Raw genomic sequence first — 18,703 nt, 5'->3', positions numbered from 1 at the left:
ATATATTGGCATTTTCATTGCAATTTTAATAAGGTGGGTGAAAAAATGGGACAAACTCGTCATGAACGTTTTCAGCTATTATTAGATCAGCTGCAATTTCCTCAAGAAATGCGTGAACTGTATTTTAAAAATGGAGAAATCGTAAATCTTGAAGTGAATAAAAGTGAAAAAAAATGGCAGTTTACTTTTAAAATAGAAAATGTTTTACCTTTCGCAACGTTTCAAGTATTTGTTACAAGTTTACTAAGAACTTTTAAACATATAGCGGATGTTTCAGTTGTTATTAAAACAGATAATCCAAAAATTGAAGAACAAAAAGTAATCGATTATTGGTCATTTATGCTTCAATCAGTTGAATCAAAATCCCCAATATTACAACATATTGAATCCGCATTACCTTCTGTAGAAAACAATAAAGTAATGATCAATTTAAATAGTCTAATTGAAGAAAATACATTCACAAATAGATATGTCCCTCAGCTGCAAGACCTATATCAAAAAGTAGGCTTTCCTAAATTAATTTTTGAGAACACAATTAAAGATAATGTTGAAGAAAAAGCCGAGTTTCTTGAGAAAAAAGCTGAAGAAGATCGAAAACGAGCGATGGAAGTACTTGTTGAACTAGATAAGAGAGAAGCCGAAGAAACTGACGGAGGTGAGCCCGAGGGTCCTCTTGTTGTCGGATATTATATTAAAGAAACTGAAATTAATACGATATCGTCAATCATTGAAGAAGAAAAACGAGTTGTCCTCCAAGGGTATGTATTCGATTCGGAAGTTCGTGAACTGAAGAGTGGACGTGTCTTAATTACATTTAAAATGACTGACTATACTAGCTCAATACTTGTGAAAATGTTCTCTAGAGACAAAGAAGACATCCCAATGTTGAATAGAATTAAAAAGGGTATGTGGTTAAAAGTTAGAGGGTCAGTACAAAACGATACTTTTGTGCGCGATTTAGTAATGATTGCAAATGATATAAATGAAATAACACCAGATGAACGTAAAGACGAAGCTCCAGAAGGTGAGCGTAGAATCGAATTACATGCTCATACACATATGAGTCAAATGGATTCAGTCGTATCAGCAGGTGATTTAGTAAAACAAGCAAGTAAATTTGGTCATGAAGCAATTGCCATAACTGATCATGCAGTTGTTCAAGCCTTTCCTGAAGCATTTGGAGCAGGTAAAAAGCATGGAGTTAAAATTCTATATGGTGTCGAAATAAATCTAGTAAACGATGGTGTACCAACTGCATATAACCCGTCTCATGTCTCTTTAGAAGAAGCAACCTATGTAGTTTTTGACGTTGAGACTACTGGTCTTTCTGCCGTCTATGATACGATCATCGAGTTAGCTGCCGTAAAGATTCATAAGGGTGAAATTATCGATCGATTTGAACGATTTGCAAATCCACATCATCCACTATCTGCCACTACGATTGAATTAACGGGAATAACTGACGAAATGGTAAGAGATGCCCCAAACGTTGATGTTGTCCTTCGTGAATTTAAAGAATGGATGGGTGACGATATACTTGTAGCTCATAATGCTTCGTTTGATATGGGCTTTATTCAAATGGGCTTTAAAAAATATGAAATTGGAATTACTAATAACGGCGTAATTGATACGCTTGAGTTAGCTAGAACTTTGTATCCAGATTTTAAAAACTTTCGATTAAATACATTATGTAAAAAATTCGATATTAACTTAACTCAACATCATAGGGCGATTTATGATGCTGAGGCAACTGGATTCTTATTGTTAAAAATGCTGAAAGATGCATCTGAGCAGGATATGAATTATCATGACGAGCTAAACAATAACATGGGGAAAGGTGATGCATATAAACGTGCAAGACCATCCCATGCAACCCTTTTAGCTACGAATGAAACTGGACTAAAAAACTTGTTTAAAATTGTTTCGTATTCTCATATCCATTATCATCATCGAGTAGCAAGGGTTCCTAGATCATTATTAGTAAAACATCGAGAAGGAATTTTAGTTGGATCTGCTTGTGATAAGGGTGAAGTTTTTGAGGCAAGTGTTCAAAAGTCCCCTGAAGAAGCAGAAAAGCTAATGGAATTTTATGATTATATCGAAGTAATGCCACCAGAGACACTTTTACATTTAGTGGAATTAGAAATTGTTCGAAATGAGCAACATCTAAGAGAAGTAATCTCAAAGCTTGTGAAAATGGCTGAAAAGGTAGAAAAAATTGTAGTAGGTACTGGTAATGTACATCACTTACAAAAAGAAGATCAGATTTACCGTAAAATTTTAATTGGTTCACAAGGTGGAGCAAATCCATTGAATCGTCATCGTTTACCAGATGTTCATTTTAGAACTACGAATGAAATGCTATCTGCTTTTGCATTTTTAGGTGAAGAAAAAGCAAAAGAAATCGTTGTTACGAACACTCAAAAAATTGCTAGTTTAATTGAAGATATCAAACCAATTAAGGACGATTTATATACTCCAAAAATTGAAGGTGCTGAAGATGAAGTTCGTGATATGAGCTATCAAATGGCAAGATCTATTTATGGAGATGAGTTACCGGAAATTGTAGAAGCTCGTCTAGAAAAAGAGCTAAAAAGTATAATTGGACATGGTTTTGCCGTAATTTACTTGATTTCGCATAAACTAGTTAAAAAATCGTTAGATGATGGCTATCTAGTAGGTTCGAGGGGATCGGTAGGTTCCTCATTAGTAGCTACAATGACAGAAATAACGGAAGTAAATCCACTTCCACCACATTATGTTTGTCCTAATTGTAAACATTCAGAGTTTTTCAATGACGGGTCAGTAGGTTCTGGATTTGATTTACCAAACAAAGATTGCCCAGAATGTGGAACTGCATATAAAAAAGATGGCCATGATATTCCATTCGAAACCTTCCTTGGATTTAAAGGGGATAAAGTTCCCGATATTGATTTGAATTTTAGTGGTGAATATCAACCAACTGCTCACAACTATACAAAAGTGCTTTTTGGTGAGGACTATGTATATCGTGCAGGTACAATTGGTACTGTTGCAGATAAGACAGCATACGGTTATGTTAGAGGTTATGCAAATGATCATAATTTAAATTTACGTGGTGCAGAATTTGATCGATTAGCTATGGGATGTACAGGTGTTAAAAGAACAACAGGTCAACATCCAGGTGGAATTATAGTAGTTCCAGAGTATATGGACATTTATGATTTTTCACCGATTCAGTTTCCAGCTGATGATGTAAAGTCTGAATGGAAAACAACACACTTTGATTTCCATTCAATTCATGATAATTTATTAAAACTTGATATTCTAGGACACGACGATCCAACAGTAATCCGTATGCTTCAAGATTTAAGTGGAATTGATCCAAAAACGATTCCAACTGATGACCCTGAAGTTATGAAAATATTTGCTGGACCGGAACCATTAGGTGTTTCAGAAGCACAAATAGGCTGTAAAACAGGTACCTATGGAATTCCTGAATTTGGAACAAAATTCGTTCGTCAAATGTTAGAAGATACGAAGCCTTCTACATTCTCTGAATTAGTTCAAATTTCTGGTTTATCACATGGTACAGACGTATGGTTAGGAAATGCATCTGAACTAATAAATAGTGGAACTTGCTCACTTTCTGAAGTAATTGGTTGTCGTGACGATATTATGGTTTATTTAATCTACCAAGGGTTAGAACCTTCATTAGCATTTAAAATAATGGAATCTGTTCGTAAAGGTAAAGGTGTACCAGCAGAATGGGAAGAAGAAATGAGAAATAATAATGTACCTGCATGGTATATTGATTCTTGTAAGAAAATTAAATACATGTTCCCAAAAGCCCACGCTGCTGCGTATGTTTTAATGGCAGTCCGAATTGCATATTTCAAAGTTCATCACCCTATCCTTTATTATGCTGCATACTTTACAGTACGTGCTGAAGATTTCGATATCGAAGCAATGATTGCTGGTCCGAGTACGATTAAAGCTAAAATAGAGGAAATTGCTATTAAAGGATTAGATGCTTCAGTAAAAGAAAGAAGCTTAATGACTGTACTTGAGTTAGCTTTAGAAATGTGTGAAAGAGGCTTTGCATTTGAAAAAATGGATTTATATCGTTCTAGTGCAGATGAATTTTTAGTAAATGGTAACAAGTTAATCCCTCCTTTTAATTCAATTCCGGGATTAGGTACGAATGCAGCTAAAAATATTGTAACGGCTAGAGAAGACGGAGAGTTCCTTTCGAAAGAAGATTTACAACAAAGAAGTAAAATTTCAAAAACTGTATTAGAGTATTTAGATAAACAAGGTTGTTTACAAAATTTACCTGATCAAAACCAATTATCACTATTCGATGGTTTTTAACAGTTTGCAAAACTTGGGAAATATGGTATAGTATTTACAGATGTAATTTAGCACGGGATTTTTTTTGAAGAGCAGGGGCAACCTGCTCTTTCTTATTACCCTTATGACGCAATTCATCTCTTACGTTGAATGTAACTTGAATTTTAAGTTACGATTATTGCGTAAATTGGAAATACTAAAGATAATTTCCCTGCTAAATAGCAGGGAATTTTCATCTTGTAATGTTTGGAAGGAGGATACTTCTTGAGTAAGAAGGTCACAGAGGTTGTAACAGAATTAGCACAACCAATAATTGAACAACTAGGATTAGAATTAGTTGATGTAGAATACGTAAAAGAAGGAAAAGACTGGTTCCTTCGAGTATTTATAGATAATGAGTCTGGAATTGATTTGGAGCAATGTGCTGCAGTAAGTGAAAAACTTAGTGAAGTCTTAGATGAAAAAGATCCAATTGAAAATCTTTACTTTTTAGATGTTTCATCACCAGGTGCTGAGCGTCCTTTAAAGAAAGAACAAGATTTTATAAAAGCAATTGGTAAACAAGTTTTCATCAAAACTTACGAGCCAATCCTTGACGAAAAGAAATTTGAAGGAAAATTATTATCCTATACGTCAGAGGAAGTTCAATTAGAGTTAACAATTAAAACTAGAAAAAAATTGATTACAATTCCAACACCAAAAATCGCAAGTGCAAGACTTGCTGTTACGTTTTTTTAAGTAGGGGGTACTTTAATGAGTTCGGAGTTATTAACAGCATTAGAAATAATTGAAAGAGAAAAAGGGATTAGCAAAGATGTTGTCATCGAAGCGATTGAAGCAGCTTTAATTTCAGCATATAAACGTAATTTTAATCAAGCACAAAATGTTCGAGTTGATTTCAACCTACATAACGGTTCAATTCGTGTTTTTGCAAGAAAAGAAGTTGTAAGCAATGTGTTTGATACGCGTTTAGAAATTACAGTTGAAGAAGCACAACAGCATAATCCAAACTTTATGGTTGGAGACATCATTGAACTTGAAGTAACGCCAAAAGACTTTGGACGAGTTGCTGCAACTACTGCAAAACAAGTTGTAACACAAAGAGTTCGTGAAGCTGAACGCGGTGTAATTTATTCAGAATATATTGACCGTCAAGAAGATATGATGACAGGTACTGTTCAACGTATTGACTCGCGTGCAATTTATGTTAACTTAGGTAAAATTGAAGCAGTTCTTCCAGTAACTGAACAGATTCCAACTGAGAAATACAAAATTCATGACCGCATTAAAGTATTTGTTACAAAGGTTGAAAAAACGTCTAAAGGACCACAAATCTTTGTATCACGTACTCACCCTGGTTTATTAAAGCGTTTATTTGAAACAGAAGTACCTGAAATTTATGATGGAGTTGTAGAAATCCGTTCAGTAGCTCGTGAAGCAGGAGATCGTTCTAAGATTTCAGTTTATACAAGCAATCCTGATTTAGATCCAGTAGGTGCTTGTGTAGGTCAAAAAGGACAACGTGTTCAATCGATTGTTAATGAATTAAAAGGTGAAAAGATTGATATTGTTCGTTGGTCTTCTGATCCAGTTGAATTCGTTGCAAATGCATTAAGTCCATCTCAAGTTATTCGAGTTTTAGTTAATGAAGAAGATAAAGCAACTACAGTTGTTGTACCTGATCATCAGTTATCTCTTGCAATTGGGAAAAGAGGTCAAAATGCTAGATTAGCTGCACGTTTAACAGGCTGGAAAATTGATATTAAATCACAGTCTGATGCAGATAAAATTGGTATTGACTATACATCACCAGCTAAAGAAGTGACAGTTTCTAAAGATGATTTTGAAGCTTACGCTGACGACTTTAATGAGGAGTGAGTAAACTCATGAATCGAAAAATTCCATTACGTAAGTGTGTTGTTACCCAAGAAATGAAACCGAAAAAAGAATTAATCAGAATTGTTCGTTCTAAAGAAGGAGAAGTATCAATTGATCCAACTGGAAAAAAATCGGGTCGTGGTGCATACTTAACAAAATCTGTTGATGTGGTAAAACAAGCTCAACAAAAAAATACTTTAGAGCAACAATTAAATGCTAAAATTGATTCTAGTTTATATGAGGAACTTTTAGCTTATATCGAAAAGGATAAAGCATGACAGATAGAGGATTGTCTTTATTAGGACTTGCAGCGAGAGCTCGAAAAGTGGTTTCAGGCGAGGAGCTTGTTGTTAAAGAAGTCCAGCAAAAAAGAGCAAAACTAGTTATTTTGTCAAAAGATGCTTCTGATTTAACAGCGAAGAAGATAAAAGACAAAACGACTTATTACAATACTCCGCTTTGTTATGTTGAAACTCGATATGAATTAGGGCACGCAATTGGGAAAGATGCTCGCGTGGTCGTTGCAATTACCGATCAAGGATTTGCAACAAAACTTCAGACATTATTAAATTAATGGACTAATCTGGGGGTGAACGTATGACGAAAATTAGAATTTATGAGTATGCTAAAAAGCAAAATGTTTCAAGTAAGGAAATTATTGAAAGACTCAAGGATTTAAAAATCGAAGTAAAGAATCATATGGCCACAATTGCAGAAGATATTGTTGAAAAGTTAAATAAGAGCTTTCAACCAAAATCTGTCGAGATAAAACAACCCCAAAAAGCTGTGTCCAAATCTTCTTTTAAGGTAATTCCTGCATTTAATGTAGAAGCAAGTGATGAGCTTGATTATGTAGTAGACTATCAAATAGAAGATACAACAGTTAAATCGAAAAAGAACAGTAATAAAAAGAAAAAGACTGATAGCCAAAAGCAAAGCAGTCAAAATGAAGATCGACAAACGTCAGGGATAAAGAAGGGCAATCAAAATATGAATCAAAAAAATAACTCAGCAGAGAACACATCTAATAAAATCATTTTCTCAGGTTCATTAAAAGTATCTGAGCTTGCAAAAAAATTAGGAAAAGAACCATCAGAATTAATTAAGAAATTATTTATGTTAGGCATTATGGCAACAATTAATCAAGATCTAGATAAAGACACGATTGAATTATTAGCAAGTGACTACGGCGTTGAAGTGGAAGAAGAAGTTATTGTTGATGAAACAGATTTCGAAAGCTTTATTGATGAAGCTGATGATGAAACAAGTCTACAAGAACGTCCACCAGTTGTAACAATTATGGGTCACGTTGACCATGGTAAAACAACTTTACTTGACTACATCCGAAAATCAAAAGTAACTGCTGGAGAAGCAGGTGGAATTACTCAACATATCGGTGCTTACCAAGTAGAAATCGAAGGAAAGAAAATTACATTCCTAGATACACCTGGTCACGCAGCATTTACGACTATGCGTGCACGTGGAGCACAGGTTACTGATATTACAATTATCGTTGTTGCTGCAGATGACGGTGTTATGCCTCAAACAGTAGAAGCGATTAATCACGCAAAGGCAGCAGAAGTACCAATTATTATTGCTGTGAATAAAATGGATAAAGAATCTGCAAACCCAGATCGCGTAATGCAGGAATTAACTGAGCATGGTATTGTTTCAGAAGCATGGGGTGGAGATACAATCTTTGTTCCAATTTCAGCATTAAACGGTAATGGTGTTGAACAGTTACTTGAAATGATTCTTTTAGTTAGTGAAGTAGAAGAATATAAAGCAAACCCTACACGTAAAGCATTAGGTACTGTAATTGAAGCTGAATTAGATAAAGGTAAAGGTGCAGTTGCAACTTTATTAGTTCAAAATGGTACTCTAAAAGTTGGGGATCCAATCGTAGTTGGTACTTCTTTTGGTCGTGTACGTGCGATGGTAAATGACTTAGGTCGTCGAATTAAAGAAGCTGGCCCATCAACTCCAGTTGAAATTACTGGTTTAAATGAAGTGCCTCAAGCAGGTGACCGTTTCATGGTATTTGCTGATGAGAAACGTGCACGTCAAGTTGGTGAAGCTCGTGCTTCAAAAGCAGTACTTCGACAACGTAGCGAAAGCTCAAAATTATCTCTTGAAGATTTATTTGCACAAATTCAAGAAGGTAATGTTAAAGAAATTAATTTAATTGTTAAAGCAGACGTTCAAGGTTCTGTAGAGGCAATGGCGGCTTCATTACAAAAAATTGAAGTTGAAGGTGTAAAAGTAAAAATCATCCACACAGGTGCTGGTGCAATTACTGAATCAGATGTAATTTTAGCTTCTGCATCTAATGCGATTATTATTGGTTTCAACGTACGTCCTGATGTAAATGCAAAACGTACTGCGGATTTAGAAAATGTAGATATTCGTTTACACCGTATTATTTACAAAGCAATTGAAGAAATTGAAGCAGCGATGAAAGGTATGTTAGACCCTGAATTTGAAGAAAAAGTCATCGGTCAAGCTGAAGTTCGTCAAGTATTCAAAGTATCAAAAGTTGGTACAATTGCTGGATGTTATGTAACTGATGGAAAAATCACTCGTGAGAGCGGAGTTCGTTTAATTCGTGATGGTATCGTTGTATTCGAAGGTCAATTAGACACGTTAAAACGTTTCAAAGATGACGTTAAAGAAGTAGCTACAAACTATGAATGTGGTATTACAATCGAGAAATACAATGATATTAAAGAAGGCGACGTAATCGAAGCTTACGTAATGGAAGAAATTAAACGTAAGTAATAACGAAAAGTGGAAGGCGTTTGCTCAGCCCCGACAAGCATAAGAACAATAGCAGAAAAGGTTGGTTTTAAACCTTAACTGCTATTGGGCTTATGACCTCGAGGGGCTAACGCCTGGAACTAGACATTACGAAAAGTGGAAAAAGCTTGCCCAGCTCTGAAGGGAATATCTCCAACAACTTGAAGAAGTGGTGGTTTGTCCACTTCAAAAGTAGTTGGAATATTACCGAAGAGCTAGCTTTTGGAACTAGACATCATTTTATCTTCTTTTAGAAGATGATTTGAATAGGTAATTAAAAAATATGGACTTTTCACAAATGAATAAGTTCAGCATAATAAATAATTATTTATACAATTAGTTAAACTAATCGTATGGAAGCACGTATTGTTTTGCTTTGTAAGATTGAGGTGAAAGTATGAAAGTTAGAGCACATCGAGTTGGGGAACAAATGAAGAAAGAGCTTGGAGAGATCATTGGTAGAAAAATTAAAGACCCAAGAATCGGCTTCGTAACAGTTACTGATGTTCAAGTAACTGGTGACCTACAACAAGCTAAAGTCTATATTTCAGTATTAGGTGACGATGAACAACGTCAAAATACATTAATTGGATTAGCGAAAGCAAAAGGATTTATTCGTTCTGAGATTGGTCAACGTATTCGTTTACGTAAGACTCCAGAATTAATTTTTGAATTTGATGAATCAGTCGATTATGGTAATCGAATTGAGACGTTGCTAACTCAAATTAATAAAGAGAATAACTGATATGAATGGATAGGCGAGTGATTCGTCTATCCATTTTTCATCATGCTAAAAAATAAACAATAGGTGATAAGATGAATGGCGTAATAGCATTGAATAAACCAGCGGGTCTTACTTCTCATGATTGTGTATTTAAAATTAGAAAGATCCTAAAGACAAAAAAAGTTGGTCATACGGGTACTCTTGATCCAGAAGTAACCGGTGTACTACCAATATGTGTAGGCGAAGCTACAAAGCTAATACCATATCTTACTGATGATCGGAAAAAATATATTGGAGAGATTACATTAGGTTTTTCAACTACTACAGAAGATGCACACGGAGAAATAATTGAACAAAAAAAAGTTAATCGAGTTATTACTCGTGAAGAAATTTTAACTGTATTAAATCAATTAACTGGTGAAATCAGGCAAACCCCTCCAATGTACTCCGCTGTTAAAGTGAATGGTAAAAAGCTTTATGAATATGCCCGTGCTGGAATTGAAGTCGAACGACCAACTAGAACAGTTACTATATATGAAATTGTATTATTAGATGATCGTGAACTATTTGAAGGTGATACAATATCCTTTAAATTTGAAGTGTTTTGTAGTAAAGGTACATATATTAGAACCTTAGCTGTTCAAATGGGTGAAATTTTAGGTTTCCCTGCCCATATGTCTTATTTAACTAGAACGAAGGCTGGTGCATTTACAATTGATGATTGCGTAACGTTAGAGGAGCTAGCAGAGGCTACTGAGTCATCTACTCTTGATCATGTTATGTTAACAATGGAACAAGCACTAAGAGAATATCCACGTTTGAATGTAAATTCAGAGGAGGAAGAAAAGGTTTTTAATGGTGGCTTTTTTCCAAATAAGATGAATTGTAAAGAAGGGGAATTCATTGGAGTATACAATGAAAATAATAAGATTATTGCAATGTACACCCCAAATCCTAAAAATAATAAAGTAATAAAACCGACAAGAGTATTTCATAACCAATAGAAAAAACTATATAAATTTTATTCATTGTTCTATAATGGGAAAAGAGACTTGATTATAGAAAAGGTGATAAATATGACAAAAATAATAAAAATCACCCATCCTCATTCAATAAAAAAAGAAGATTATAAAGAAACGGTCTTAGCGCTTGGCTTTTTTGATGGAGTACATAAAGGACATCAACAAGTCATAAAAACTGCCAAAGAAATTGCGGATGAAAAAGGATTATTATTATCAGTAATGACATTCGACCCTCATCCATCAGCAATTCTAGGGAATCGCGACGACGCGATTTCTTATTTGACCCCTTTGGAACTAAAAGTGAAGTGGATGGAGAAACTTTGTGTAGACCAATTATTTGTTGTTGAATTTTCAGAGGAATTTGCAAATCTCCTACCACAAGAATTTGTCGATCAATATATTATTTCTTTAAATGCTAAACATGTTGTTGCTGGATTTGATTTTTCATTCGGTAAATATGGTAAAGGCAATATGGAATCATTACCATTTCATGCTAGAGGTGAATTTACTCAATCAACTGTTTCTAAATTCATTTTAGATGATGAAAAAGTAAGCTCAACTCGAATTAGAGAAGCAATAAAAGCTGGTGAAATGGAAGAAGCCACTCATTTACTTGGCAGACAGTATCAAATTAAAGGAATAGTTGTAGATGGAGATAAACGCGGTAGAACGATTGGTTTTCCAACTGCTAATATTTCAGTTTCCATCCCGTATGCATTACCTTCAGTAGGCGTTTATGCTGTGAAGTGTATTGTGAACGGTGAATTATATGAAGGTATGTGTAATATTGGATACAAACCAACTTTTTATCATGAGTTCCAAAAACAAACAATTGAAGTAAATATTTTTGATTTTAATGAAGATATTTACGGAAAAGAAGTTGAAATTTTTTGGTACGCAAGAATTCGTGATGAAAAGAAGTTTAATGGAATAAATGAATTAATCGATCAATTACAAAAAGATCGTGAAACTGTAAAAAGTTATTTTCTAAATAACTAATTTAGAAGACTTGCTTTTATTATTAAAACAATGTAAACTTAATAACGTATTTGAAAAACCGTTGCTTGGCAAATCGATTCACCGACGACTGCTAGGTGATAGGTGTTCAACAATAATTTTATGAGGTGAAAAAACATGGCATTAACTCAAGAACGTAAAAACGAAATCATCAGCACTTACAAAACTCATGCAAACGATACTGGTTCTCCAGAAGTTCAAATTGCAGTTTTAACTGAAAACATTAACTCTTTAAATGGGCACTTACGTACTCACAAAAAAGATCACCACTCTCGTCGTGGTTTATTAAAAATGGTTGGTAAGCGTCGTAACTTACTAAACTACTTACGTAACAAAGACATTACTCGTTACCGTGAATTAATTAACAAATTAGGTTTACGTCGTTAATTTCGAGTATTAATTTGATACTTTTAGAAAAAGCGGGATTCTTCCCGCTTTTTCTTATACATATCGATTTTGAAATTAGTGAACAATTGAGATTTAAATTTATAAATATTTATTCTCTTTTTCACGTTAGTTGATTTCTTTACTAAACATAGGAGATAATAGAGAATATACGATTTTTTTACATAATAATTTAGGCTTTGAATTGTAAATTAGAGAGGGGTATTTATACCATATGGAACAACAAAAGCACGTTTTTTCCACGCAGCTTGCGGGTAAAACTCTTACTGTTGAAGTAGGACAATTAGCAAAGCAAGCAAATGGAGCAGTTTTAGTAAGATACGAAGATACAGTCGTATTAGCAACAGCAACTGCATCAAAGGAACCTAAAAAAGTTAGCTTTTTCCCATTAACAGTAAATTACGAAGAGCGTTTATATGCAGTAGGTAAAATTCCTGGTGGTTTTATTAAACGTGAAGGTAGACCAAGTGAAAAAGCAATATTAGCGAGTCGTTTAATTGACCGCCCAATTCGACCATTATTTGCTGATGGATTCCGTAATGAAGTACAAGTAATCAGTATGGTAATGAGTGTCGACCAAGATTGTTCATCAGAAATGGCTGCTATGTTTGGTAGTTCATTAGCTCTATGTGTTTCTGACATTCCTTTTAACGGACCAATTGCTGGAGTAGTAGTCGGACGTATAAACGGCGAATTTATTATTAATCCAACTGTTGAACAAGCTGAAAACAGTGACATTAATTTAACAGTAGCTGGAACGAAAGATGCAATAAACATGGTTGAAGCAGGAGCTAACGAAGTACCAGAAGAAGTGATGCTTGAAGCAATCATGTTTGGTCATGAAGAAATTAAAAAATTAATTGCTTTCCAAGAAGAAATAGTAGCTAAAATTGGTAAAGAAAAAATGGAAATTCAACTTCATGAAATTAATGTGGAATTAGAAAAACAAATTCGCGAAATTTGTGAAGAAGAATTAAACGCAGCAATTCAAGTTCATGAAAAACATGCTCGCGAAGATGCGATTAATGTAGTAAAAGAACGAGTTGTTCAACAGTTTGAAGAAAATGAAGCGGGCGAAGAGACAATTGGACAAGTTAAAGAAATCCTTTCAATGCTTGTAAAAGAAGAAGTGCGCCGATTAATTACAGTTGAAAAAGTTCGTCCAGACGGAAGAAAATTAGATGAAATCCGTCCATTATCATCACAAGTTGGATTATTACCACGTACACATGGTTCTGGATTATTCACTCGTGGACAAACTCAAGCGTTAAGCATTTGTACATTAGGTGCACTAGGTGACGTACAAATCCTTGATGGATTAGGCATTGAAGAGTCAAAACGATTTATGCATCATTACAATTTCCCACAATTTAGTGTAGGTGAAACAGGACCAATTCGTGGACCAGGTCGCCGTGAAATTGGACATGGAGCACTAGGCGAAAGAGCACTTGAGCCAAGTATTCCAGATCAAAAAGACTTCCCATATACAATCCGCCTTGTATCTGAAGTACTTGAATCAAATGGTTCAACTTCACAAGCAAGTATTTGTGCAAGTACGCTAGCAATGATGGATGCTGGTGTACCAATTAAAGCACCGGTTGCTGGTATTGCTATGGGATTAATCAAATCTGGAGAACATTATTCAGTTCTTACAGATATTCAAGGGATGGAAGATCACCTAGGAGATATGGACTTTAAAGTAGCAGGTACAGCTAAAGGTGTAACTGCACTTCAAATGGACATTAAAATTGAAGGTCTATCAGAACAAATTTTAAAAGAAGCATTAGAACAAGCAAAAATTGGACGTATGCAAATTCTTGACTCTATGCTTGCAACTATTAGCGAGCCAAGAACAACATTATCTGAGTTTGCTCCAAAAATCTTAATGATGACAATTAATCCAGAAAAGATTAAAGATGTAATCGGACCTGGTGGAAAACAAATCAATAAAATTATTGAAGAAACAGGCGTAAAAATTGATATTGAACAAGATGGAACAGTATTTATTTCATCTGTAGATCAACCAATGAACGAACGTGCAAAACAAATTATTGAAGATCTTGTACGTGAAGTTGAAGTCGGTCAATTATACATGGGTAAAGTAAAACGAATTGAAAAATTCGGTGCATTCGTTGAAATTTTTGCAGGGAAAGATGGCTTAGTTCATATTTCTGAACTTGCAGAAGAACGTGTAGGAAAAGTAGAAGACGTCTTATCACTTGGTGACGAAATCCTTGTAAAAGTAACTGAAATTGACAAACAAGGCCGTGTAAACCTATCACGCAAAGCAGTATTAAAAGAACAAAAAGAAAAAGCTGAGCAAAACTAAATAAGGGAAGATGTTTGTCTTTCCATAACAATAAAAAACAACAGGCACATTAATAAGTGAGTCTGTTGTTTTTTTAGTTCCCAAACCAAATCTCCCTTATATTTTCCTGAATTAAATGTGTGTCTAAATTTTTTTTGGTTACAATAAGGAAAGTAGAACTAGAAATTACCAAATTAATTAGTATTTAGCTAACTGGATCTTGCATAATTTTGTAGAAAGCTTGTTCTATTTAATAAAAAAATATCATATTCCTTCTAGTAGGAGGGTGTTTAGGAAATGAGTAGAAGTCGGTTAAAAGTCTTAGCATTCGTTATGGCATTATTTCTAGCAATTTTAGTCGTTAGAAATCAGTATACGAATCAATATGTAAGGAACTTAACTGAGAAGTCTTCGTTTGTTACAGCGAAAACTAATGGTTTATATGATGAAATCAAATCGAAAGCGCCATCATACGAAATTCCCCCAAAAGATGCTTATTTGGACTCAGTATGGAAGGCTATTCCCGGTTATAACGGCTTATCAGTTGATATTGACGCATCATATAAGAAAATGAAATCAAAAGGCAAGTTTGACCAGGATAAACTTGTTATTAAAGAAGTTTCTCCTAAAATTCACTTAAAAGATTTACCTCCATCACCCGTGTATAAAGGGAATCCAGAAAAACCAATGGTAGCGTTTACAATAAATGTTGCGTGGGGAAATGAATATGTCCCGAAAATGTTAGAAGTATTAAAAAAGCACAATGCAAAAGCAACATTCTTTCTCGAAGGTAGATGGGTTAAAAATAATCCAACCATTGCTCAATTAATCACTGCTGCAGACCAAGAAGTTGGGAACCATTCTTATTCACATCCTGATATGGCAAGATTAGGTAGTCAGGAAATAAGAAATGAAATAATGGAAACAAATTCAGTCATATTAGCTACAACCGATCAAAAAGTTGAATGGTTTGCTCCTCCAAGCGGTAGCTATCGAGATGAAGTTGTAAAAATAGCTTCAAGTTTAGGGTTAAAAACAATCATGTGGACAGCTGATACGATTGATTGGCAGAAACCGCCAAGAGAAGTCATTATTAATCGGGTTATGAAAAAAGTAGGAAATGGTACGATCGTTCTTATGCATCCAACGAAACCAACAGCTGATGCACTTGATGAATTAATTACAAAAATAGAGGCATCAGGTCGAAGAGTTGTAAATATTTCAACTTTATTAGATGAAAAACGGTACGATATAATTAAAAAAGTTGAAAACAAATGACATTTGCATTCAGCTTTGTTAAGATGATTGTAAAATATAGTTAAATATTTCAATCTTATTACAATAGTGTAAATAGATGGTGTATACATAGGAGGCATTACATGATTGTACGACATACTTGTAAAAATGGAGTCAGAGTAGTAATTGAAAATATTTCAACTGTCCGTTCAGTTGCACTGGGTGTTTGGATAAAAACAGGTTCATACAATGAAACACCAGAACTAAATGGTGTTTCACATTTTCTTGAGCACATGTTCTTTAAAGGTACTAAAACTCGAAATGCTAAAGAAATTGCAGAAAGTTTCGATTCAATCGGCGGACAAGTAAATGCATTTACTTCAAAAGAATATACTTGTTATTACGCTAAAGTGTTAGATACTCATGCTGATTATGCTTTAGAGGTTTTAGGAGATATGTTTTTTAATTCAACTTTTGATGAGGGTGAATTAGAAAAAGAAAAAAATGTAGTTCTTGAAGAAATTAAAATGTATGATGATACACCAGATGATTTAGTACATGATTTATTAAGTAAAGTGATGTATGAAAATCATCCATTAGGTTATCCGATATTAGGTACAGAAGATACATTAAAATCTTTTAACGGTGACACTTTACGCCAATACATGAAGGATTTTTATACACCTGATCAAGTCGTAATTTCGATTGCGGGTAATATTGATGAATCTTTTATTCAACGAGTTGAAGATTTATTTGGAACTTATGAAGGGAAAAAGAAAGAAATAAGCTTCGGAATCCCTACGATTCATAATGGACAAATTTCACGTAAAAAAGAAACAGAGCAAGCACATCTTTGTGTTGGATATAGAGGTCTTGAACTTGGTCATAGTGACTTATATCCATTAATTGCATTAAATAATATACTTGGTGGCAGTATGAGTAGCCGATTATTCCAAGATGTTCGAGAACAAAGAGGGCTAGCATATTCAGTATTCTCTTATCATTCTGCATATCAAGACAGCGGAACAGTTGCCATTTATGCAGGTACTGGAAAAAGCCAAGTAAATCAATTATTTGAAACAATCCAAGAAACTTTAAACATATTAAAGGCTGAAGGGATAACAGAAAAAGAATTAAATAACTGTAAAGAGCAATTAAAAGGTAATTTAATGTTAGGCTTAGAAAGCACAAATAGCAGAATGAGCCGAAATGGTAAAAATGAATTAATGCTAGGAAAACACCGTTCTTTAGATGAAGTTATTCAGTTAATAGATGAAGTTACAATTGATAAAGTAAACGATATTGCAAAATTTGTATTTACTGACGACTATGCAGTAGCATTAGTAAGTCCAGATGGAGTAATTCCATCAAATTTAAAACAGTAAGATTAAAAAGTTAGAGGGTCCTTTTTGATAAGGAGCCTCTTTTTCACGTTTTAAGTAGCTGAAAAAAATTAAGAAAAAACGTAAATGACATAGTTTTCAATACTTTTTTATTACTGGGCTTTAATTTTAGAAAGAACCTTCACCAATGCAAAGGAAGATTCATAAGATATTTAGGAGAAAGATGTTAGGCGGTAGTCCTGCTTACAGAGATTAATTTCCATTTACCATAGTGATGTAAAGAAGGTGAATGCTGCATGTTAACTGGCTTGCATATTGCTGTCATTGGTGGAGATGCTAGACAGCTGGAAGTTATTCGGAAGTTAACAGAGTTAGACGCAAAGGTAACATTAATAGGATTTGAACAATTAGATAGTGGTTTTACAAGTGCATCTAAAGAATTAATGGCAGATGCAGACTTTGAAGATCTAGATGCGATACTTCTACCTGTACCAGGTACGAATATCGAGGGAGTAGTGGATACAATTTTTTCAAACGAAAAAGTTGTTCTGACAAAAGAAATCTTAGACAAAACTCCTGCTCATTGTACGATCTATTCTGGGATAAGTAACTCATACTTAGATAGTATAGTTGCGGCTTCAAATCGAAAGTTAGTAAAATTATTTGAAAGAGACGATGTAGCTATTTATAATAGTATTCCGACTGTTGAAGGTACAATAATGATGGTAATTCAACATACGGAATATACAATTCATAATTCAAAAGTAGCAGTATTAGGTTTAGGTCGTACAGGAATGAGTGTAGCGAGGACTTTTCATAGCTTAGGTGCAAAAGTTAAAGTAGGTGCCCGTAAATCTGAGCATATTGCTCGAATCGTTGAAATGGGTCTAGAAGCTTTTGAATTTAAGAATATTGAAGATGCCTTAAAAGATGTTGATATTGTCATTAACACTGTTCCTGTTCTAATCGTCACAGCAAGTGTCATTTCAAAACTTCAACCACATGCCCTTGTTATTGATTTAGCATCTAAACCTGGAGGAACAGATTTTCGTTATGCTGAAAAAAGAGGGATTAAGGCTTTATTAGCACCAGGTTTACCAGGAATCGTTGCTCCTAAAACAGCAGGTCAAATAATCGGAAATGTACTAACACAGCTATTAAAAGAAGAATTAGACAAAAGGAAGGAGCAACCAAAATGAGTTTGAAAGGTAAGAAAATAGGATTTGGTATCACAGGTTCACATTGTACTTATGAAGAGGTAGTACCTCAAATTCAAAAGTTAGTAGACGATGGAGCTGAAGTTTATCCTGTTGTCACATTTACAGTAAAAAGCACAACAACACGATTTGGTGTTGGCGAAGATTGGATCAAAAAAATTGAAGAAATTACAGGACGTAAAACTGTTGATTCAATTGTCGGGGCAGAACCATTTGGACCAAAAGTACAATTAGATTGTATGGTCATTGCACCGTTAACAGGTAATTCAATGAGTAAGTTTGCTAATGCTCAAACTGATAGTCCTGTATTAATGGCAGCTAAAGCTACTTTAAGAAATGGAAAACCTGTTGTTTTAGGTATTTCTACAAATGACGCTTTAGGTTTAAATGGAACAAATTTAATGTGACTTAGATGGTAATACCAA

14 protein-coding genes and 1 pseudogene are annotated in these 18,703 nt (G+C 34.3%); all 15 read left to right on the top strand.

The window, feature by feature from the left end:
* Nucleotides 1-45: 45 nt before the first annotated feature.
* On the top strand, nucleotides 46-4,353 hold the full coding sequence (locus tag COC46_RS20280) for a PolC-type DNA polymerase III (protein ID WP_098811712.1): 4,308 nt from the start codon (nucleotides 46-48) through the stop codon (nucleotides 4,351-4,353).
* A gap of 243 nt (nucleotides 4,354-4,596) precedes the next feature.
* Complete coding sequence (gene rimP, locus COC46_RS20275) at nucleotides 4,597-5,070, top strand: ribosome maturation factor RimP (RefSeq protein ID WP_098811711.1); 474 nt, start codon at nucleotides 4,597-4,599, stop codon at nucleotides 5,068-5,070.
* 15 nt (nucleotides 5,071-5,085) lie between these two features.
* Complete coding sequence (nusA, locus tag COC46_RS20270; RefSeq protein ID WP_098811710.1) at nucleotides 5,086-6,210, top strand: transcription termination factor NusA; 1,125 nt, start codon at nucleotides 5,086-5,088, stop codon at nucleotides 6,208-6,210.
* 8 nt (nucleotides 6,211-6,218) lie between these two features.
* On the top strand, nucleotides 6,219-6,488 hold the full coding sequence (gene rnpM / locus COC46_RS20265; RefSeq protein ID WP_098811709.1) for an RNase P modulator RnpM: 270 nt from the start codon (nucleotides 6,219-6,221) through the stop codon (nucleotides 6,486-6,488).
* Nucleotides 6,485-6,784 (top strand): YlxQ family RNA-binding protein, encoded by a 300-nt coding sequence (locus COC46_RS20260; RefSeq protein WP_098811708.1) that lies wholly within the window; start codon nucleotides 6,485-6,487, stop codon nucleotides 6,782-6,784. The genes rnpM and COC46_RS20260 overlap by 4 nt, the downstream gene beginning before the upstream one ends.
* Before the next feature lie 23 nt (nucleotides 6,785-6,807).
* Complete coding sequence (gene infB, locus COC46_RS20255; protein ID WP_098811707.1) at nucleotides 6,808-8,988, top strand: translation initiation factor IF-2; 2,181 nt, start codon at nucleotides 6,808-6,810, stop codon at nucleotides 8,986-8,988.
* A 415-nt stretch (nucleotides 8,989-9,403) separates the two neighbouring features.
* The gene (rbfA, locus tag COC46_RS20250; protein ID WP_025568543.1) at nucleotides 9,404-9,751 is read left to right on the top strand and encodes a 30S ribosome-binding factor RbfA; all 348 of its coding nucleotides are present in this window, start codon (nucleotides 9,404-9,406) and stop codon (nucleotides 9,749-9,751) included.
* 71 nt (nucleotides 9,752-9,822) lie between these two features.
* A complete protein-coding gene (gene truB / locus COC46_RS20245) occupies nucleotides 9,823-10,734 on the top strand; it encodes a tRNA pseudouridine(55) synthase TruB (RefSeq protein WP_098811706.1) in 912 nt (303 codons plus the stop codon).
* A 72-nt stretch (nucleotides 10,735-10,806) separates the two neighbouring features.
* Nucleotides 10,807-11,751, top strand: a complete 945-nt coding sequence (gene ribF, locus COC46_RS20240; protein WP_098811705.1) for a bifunctional riboflavin kinase/FAD synthetase — start codon at nucleotides 10,807-10,809, stop codon at nucleotides 11,749-11,751.
* Between the two features lie 135 nt (nucleotides 11,752-11,886).
* Complete coding sequence (gene rpsO, locus COC46_RS20235; protein WP_025568545.1) at nucleotides 11,887-12,156, top strand: 30S ribosomal protein S15; 270 nt, start codon at nucleotides 11,887-11,889, stop codon at nucleotides 12,154-12,156.
* Between the two features lie 232 nt (nucleotides 12,157-12,388).
* Entirely contained in the window at nucleotides 12,389-14,503 is a 2,115-nt protein-coding gene (gene pnp / locus COC46_RS20230) for a polyribonucleotide nucleotidyltransferase (protein WP_098811704.1), read from the top strand.
* A gap of 276 nt (nucleotides 14,504-14,779) precedes the next feature.
* Nucleotides 14,780-15,760 (top strand): polysaccharide deacetylase family protein, encoded by a 981-nt coding sequence (locus COC46_RS20225; RefSeq protein ID WP_098811703.1) that lies wholly within the window; start codon nucleotides 14,780-14,782, stop codon nucleotides 15,758-15,760.
* Between the two features lie 101 nt (nucleotides 15,761-15,861).
* Complete coding sequence (locus COC46_RS20220) at nucleotides 15,862-17,103, top strand: M16 family metallopeptidase (RefSeq protein WP_098811702.1); 1,242 nt, start codon at nucleotides 15,862-15,864, stop codon at nucleotides 17,101-17,103.
* A 254-nt stretch (nucleotides 17,104-17,357) separates the two neighbouring features.
* Nucleotides 17,358-18,260: a dipicolinic acid synthetase subunit A gene (gene dpaA / locus COC46_RS20215; RefSeq protein WP_098811701.1), complete on the top strand. Its 903-nt coding sequence runs from the start codon at nucleotides 17,358-17,360 to the stop codon at nucleotides 18,258-18,260.
* Nucleotides 18,257-18,682 (top strand): annotated as a pseudogene (gene dpaB / locus COC46_RS20210) (dipicolinate synthase subunit B); the annotation flags it as partial. The gene dpaA and the pseudogene dpaB, both read left to right, overlap by 4 nt.
* Nucleotides 18,683-18,703: the final 21 nt, after the last annotated feature.

This window comes from Bacillus sp. AFS041924, assembly GCF_002577195.1.
Classification (GTDB): Bacteria; Bacillota; Bacilli; order Bacillales; family Bacillaceae_G; genus Gottfriedia.
The sequence above is the reverse complement of the archived record's forward strand: the minus strand, read 5'-3'. Positions and strand labels throughout refer to the sequence as shown.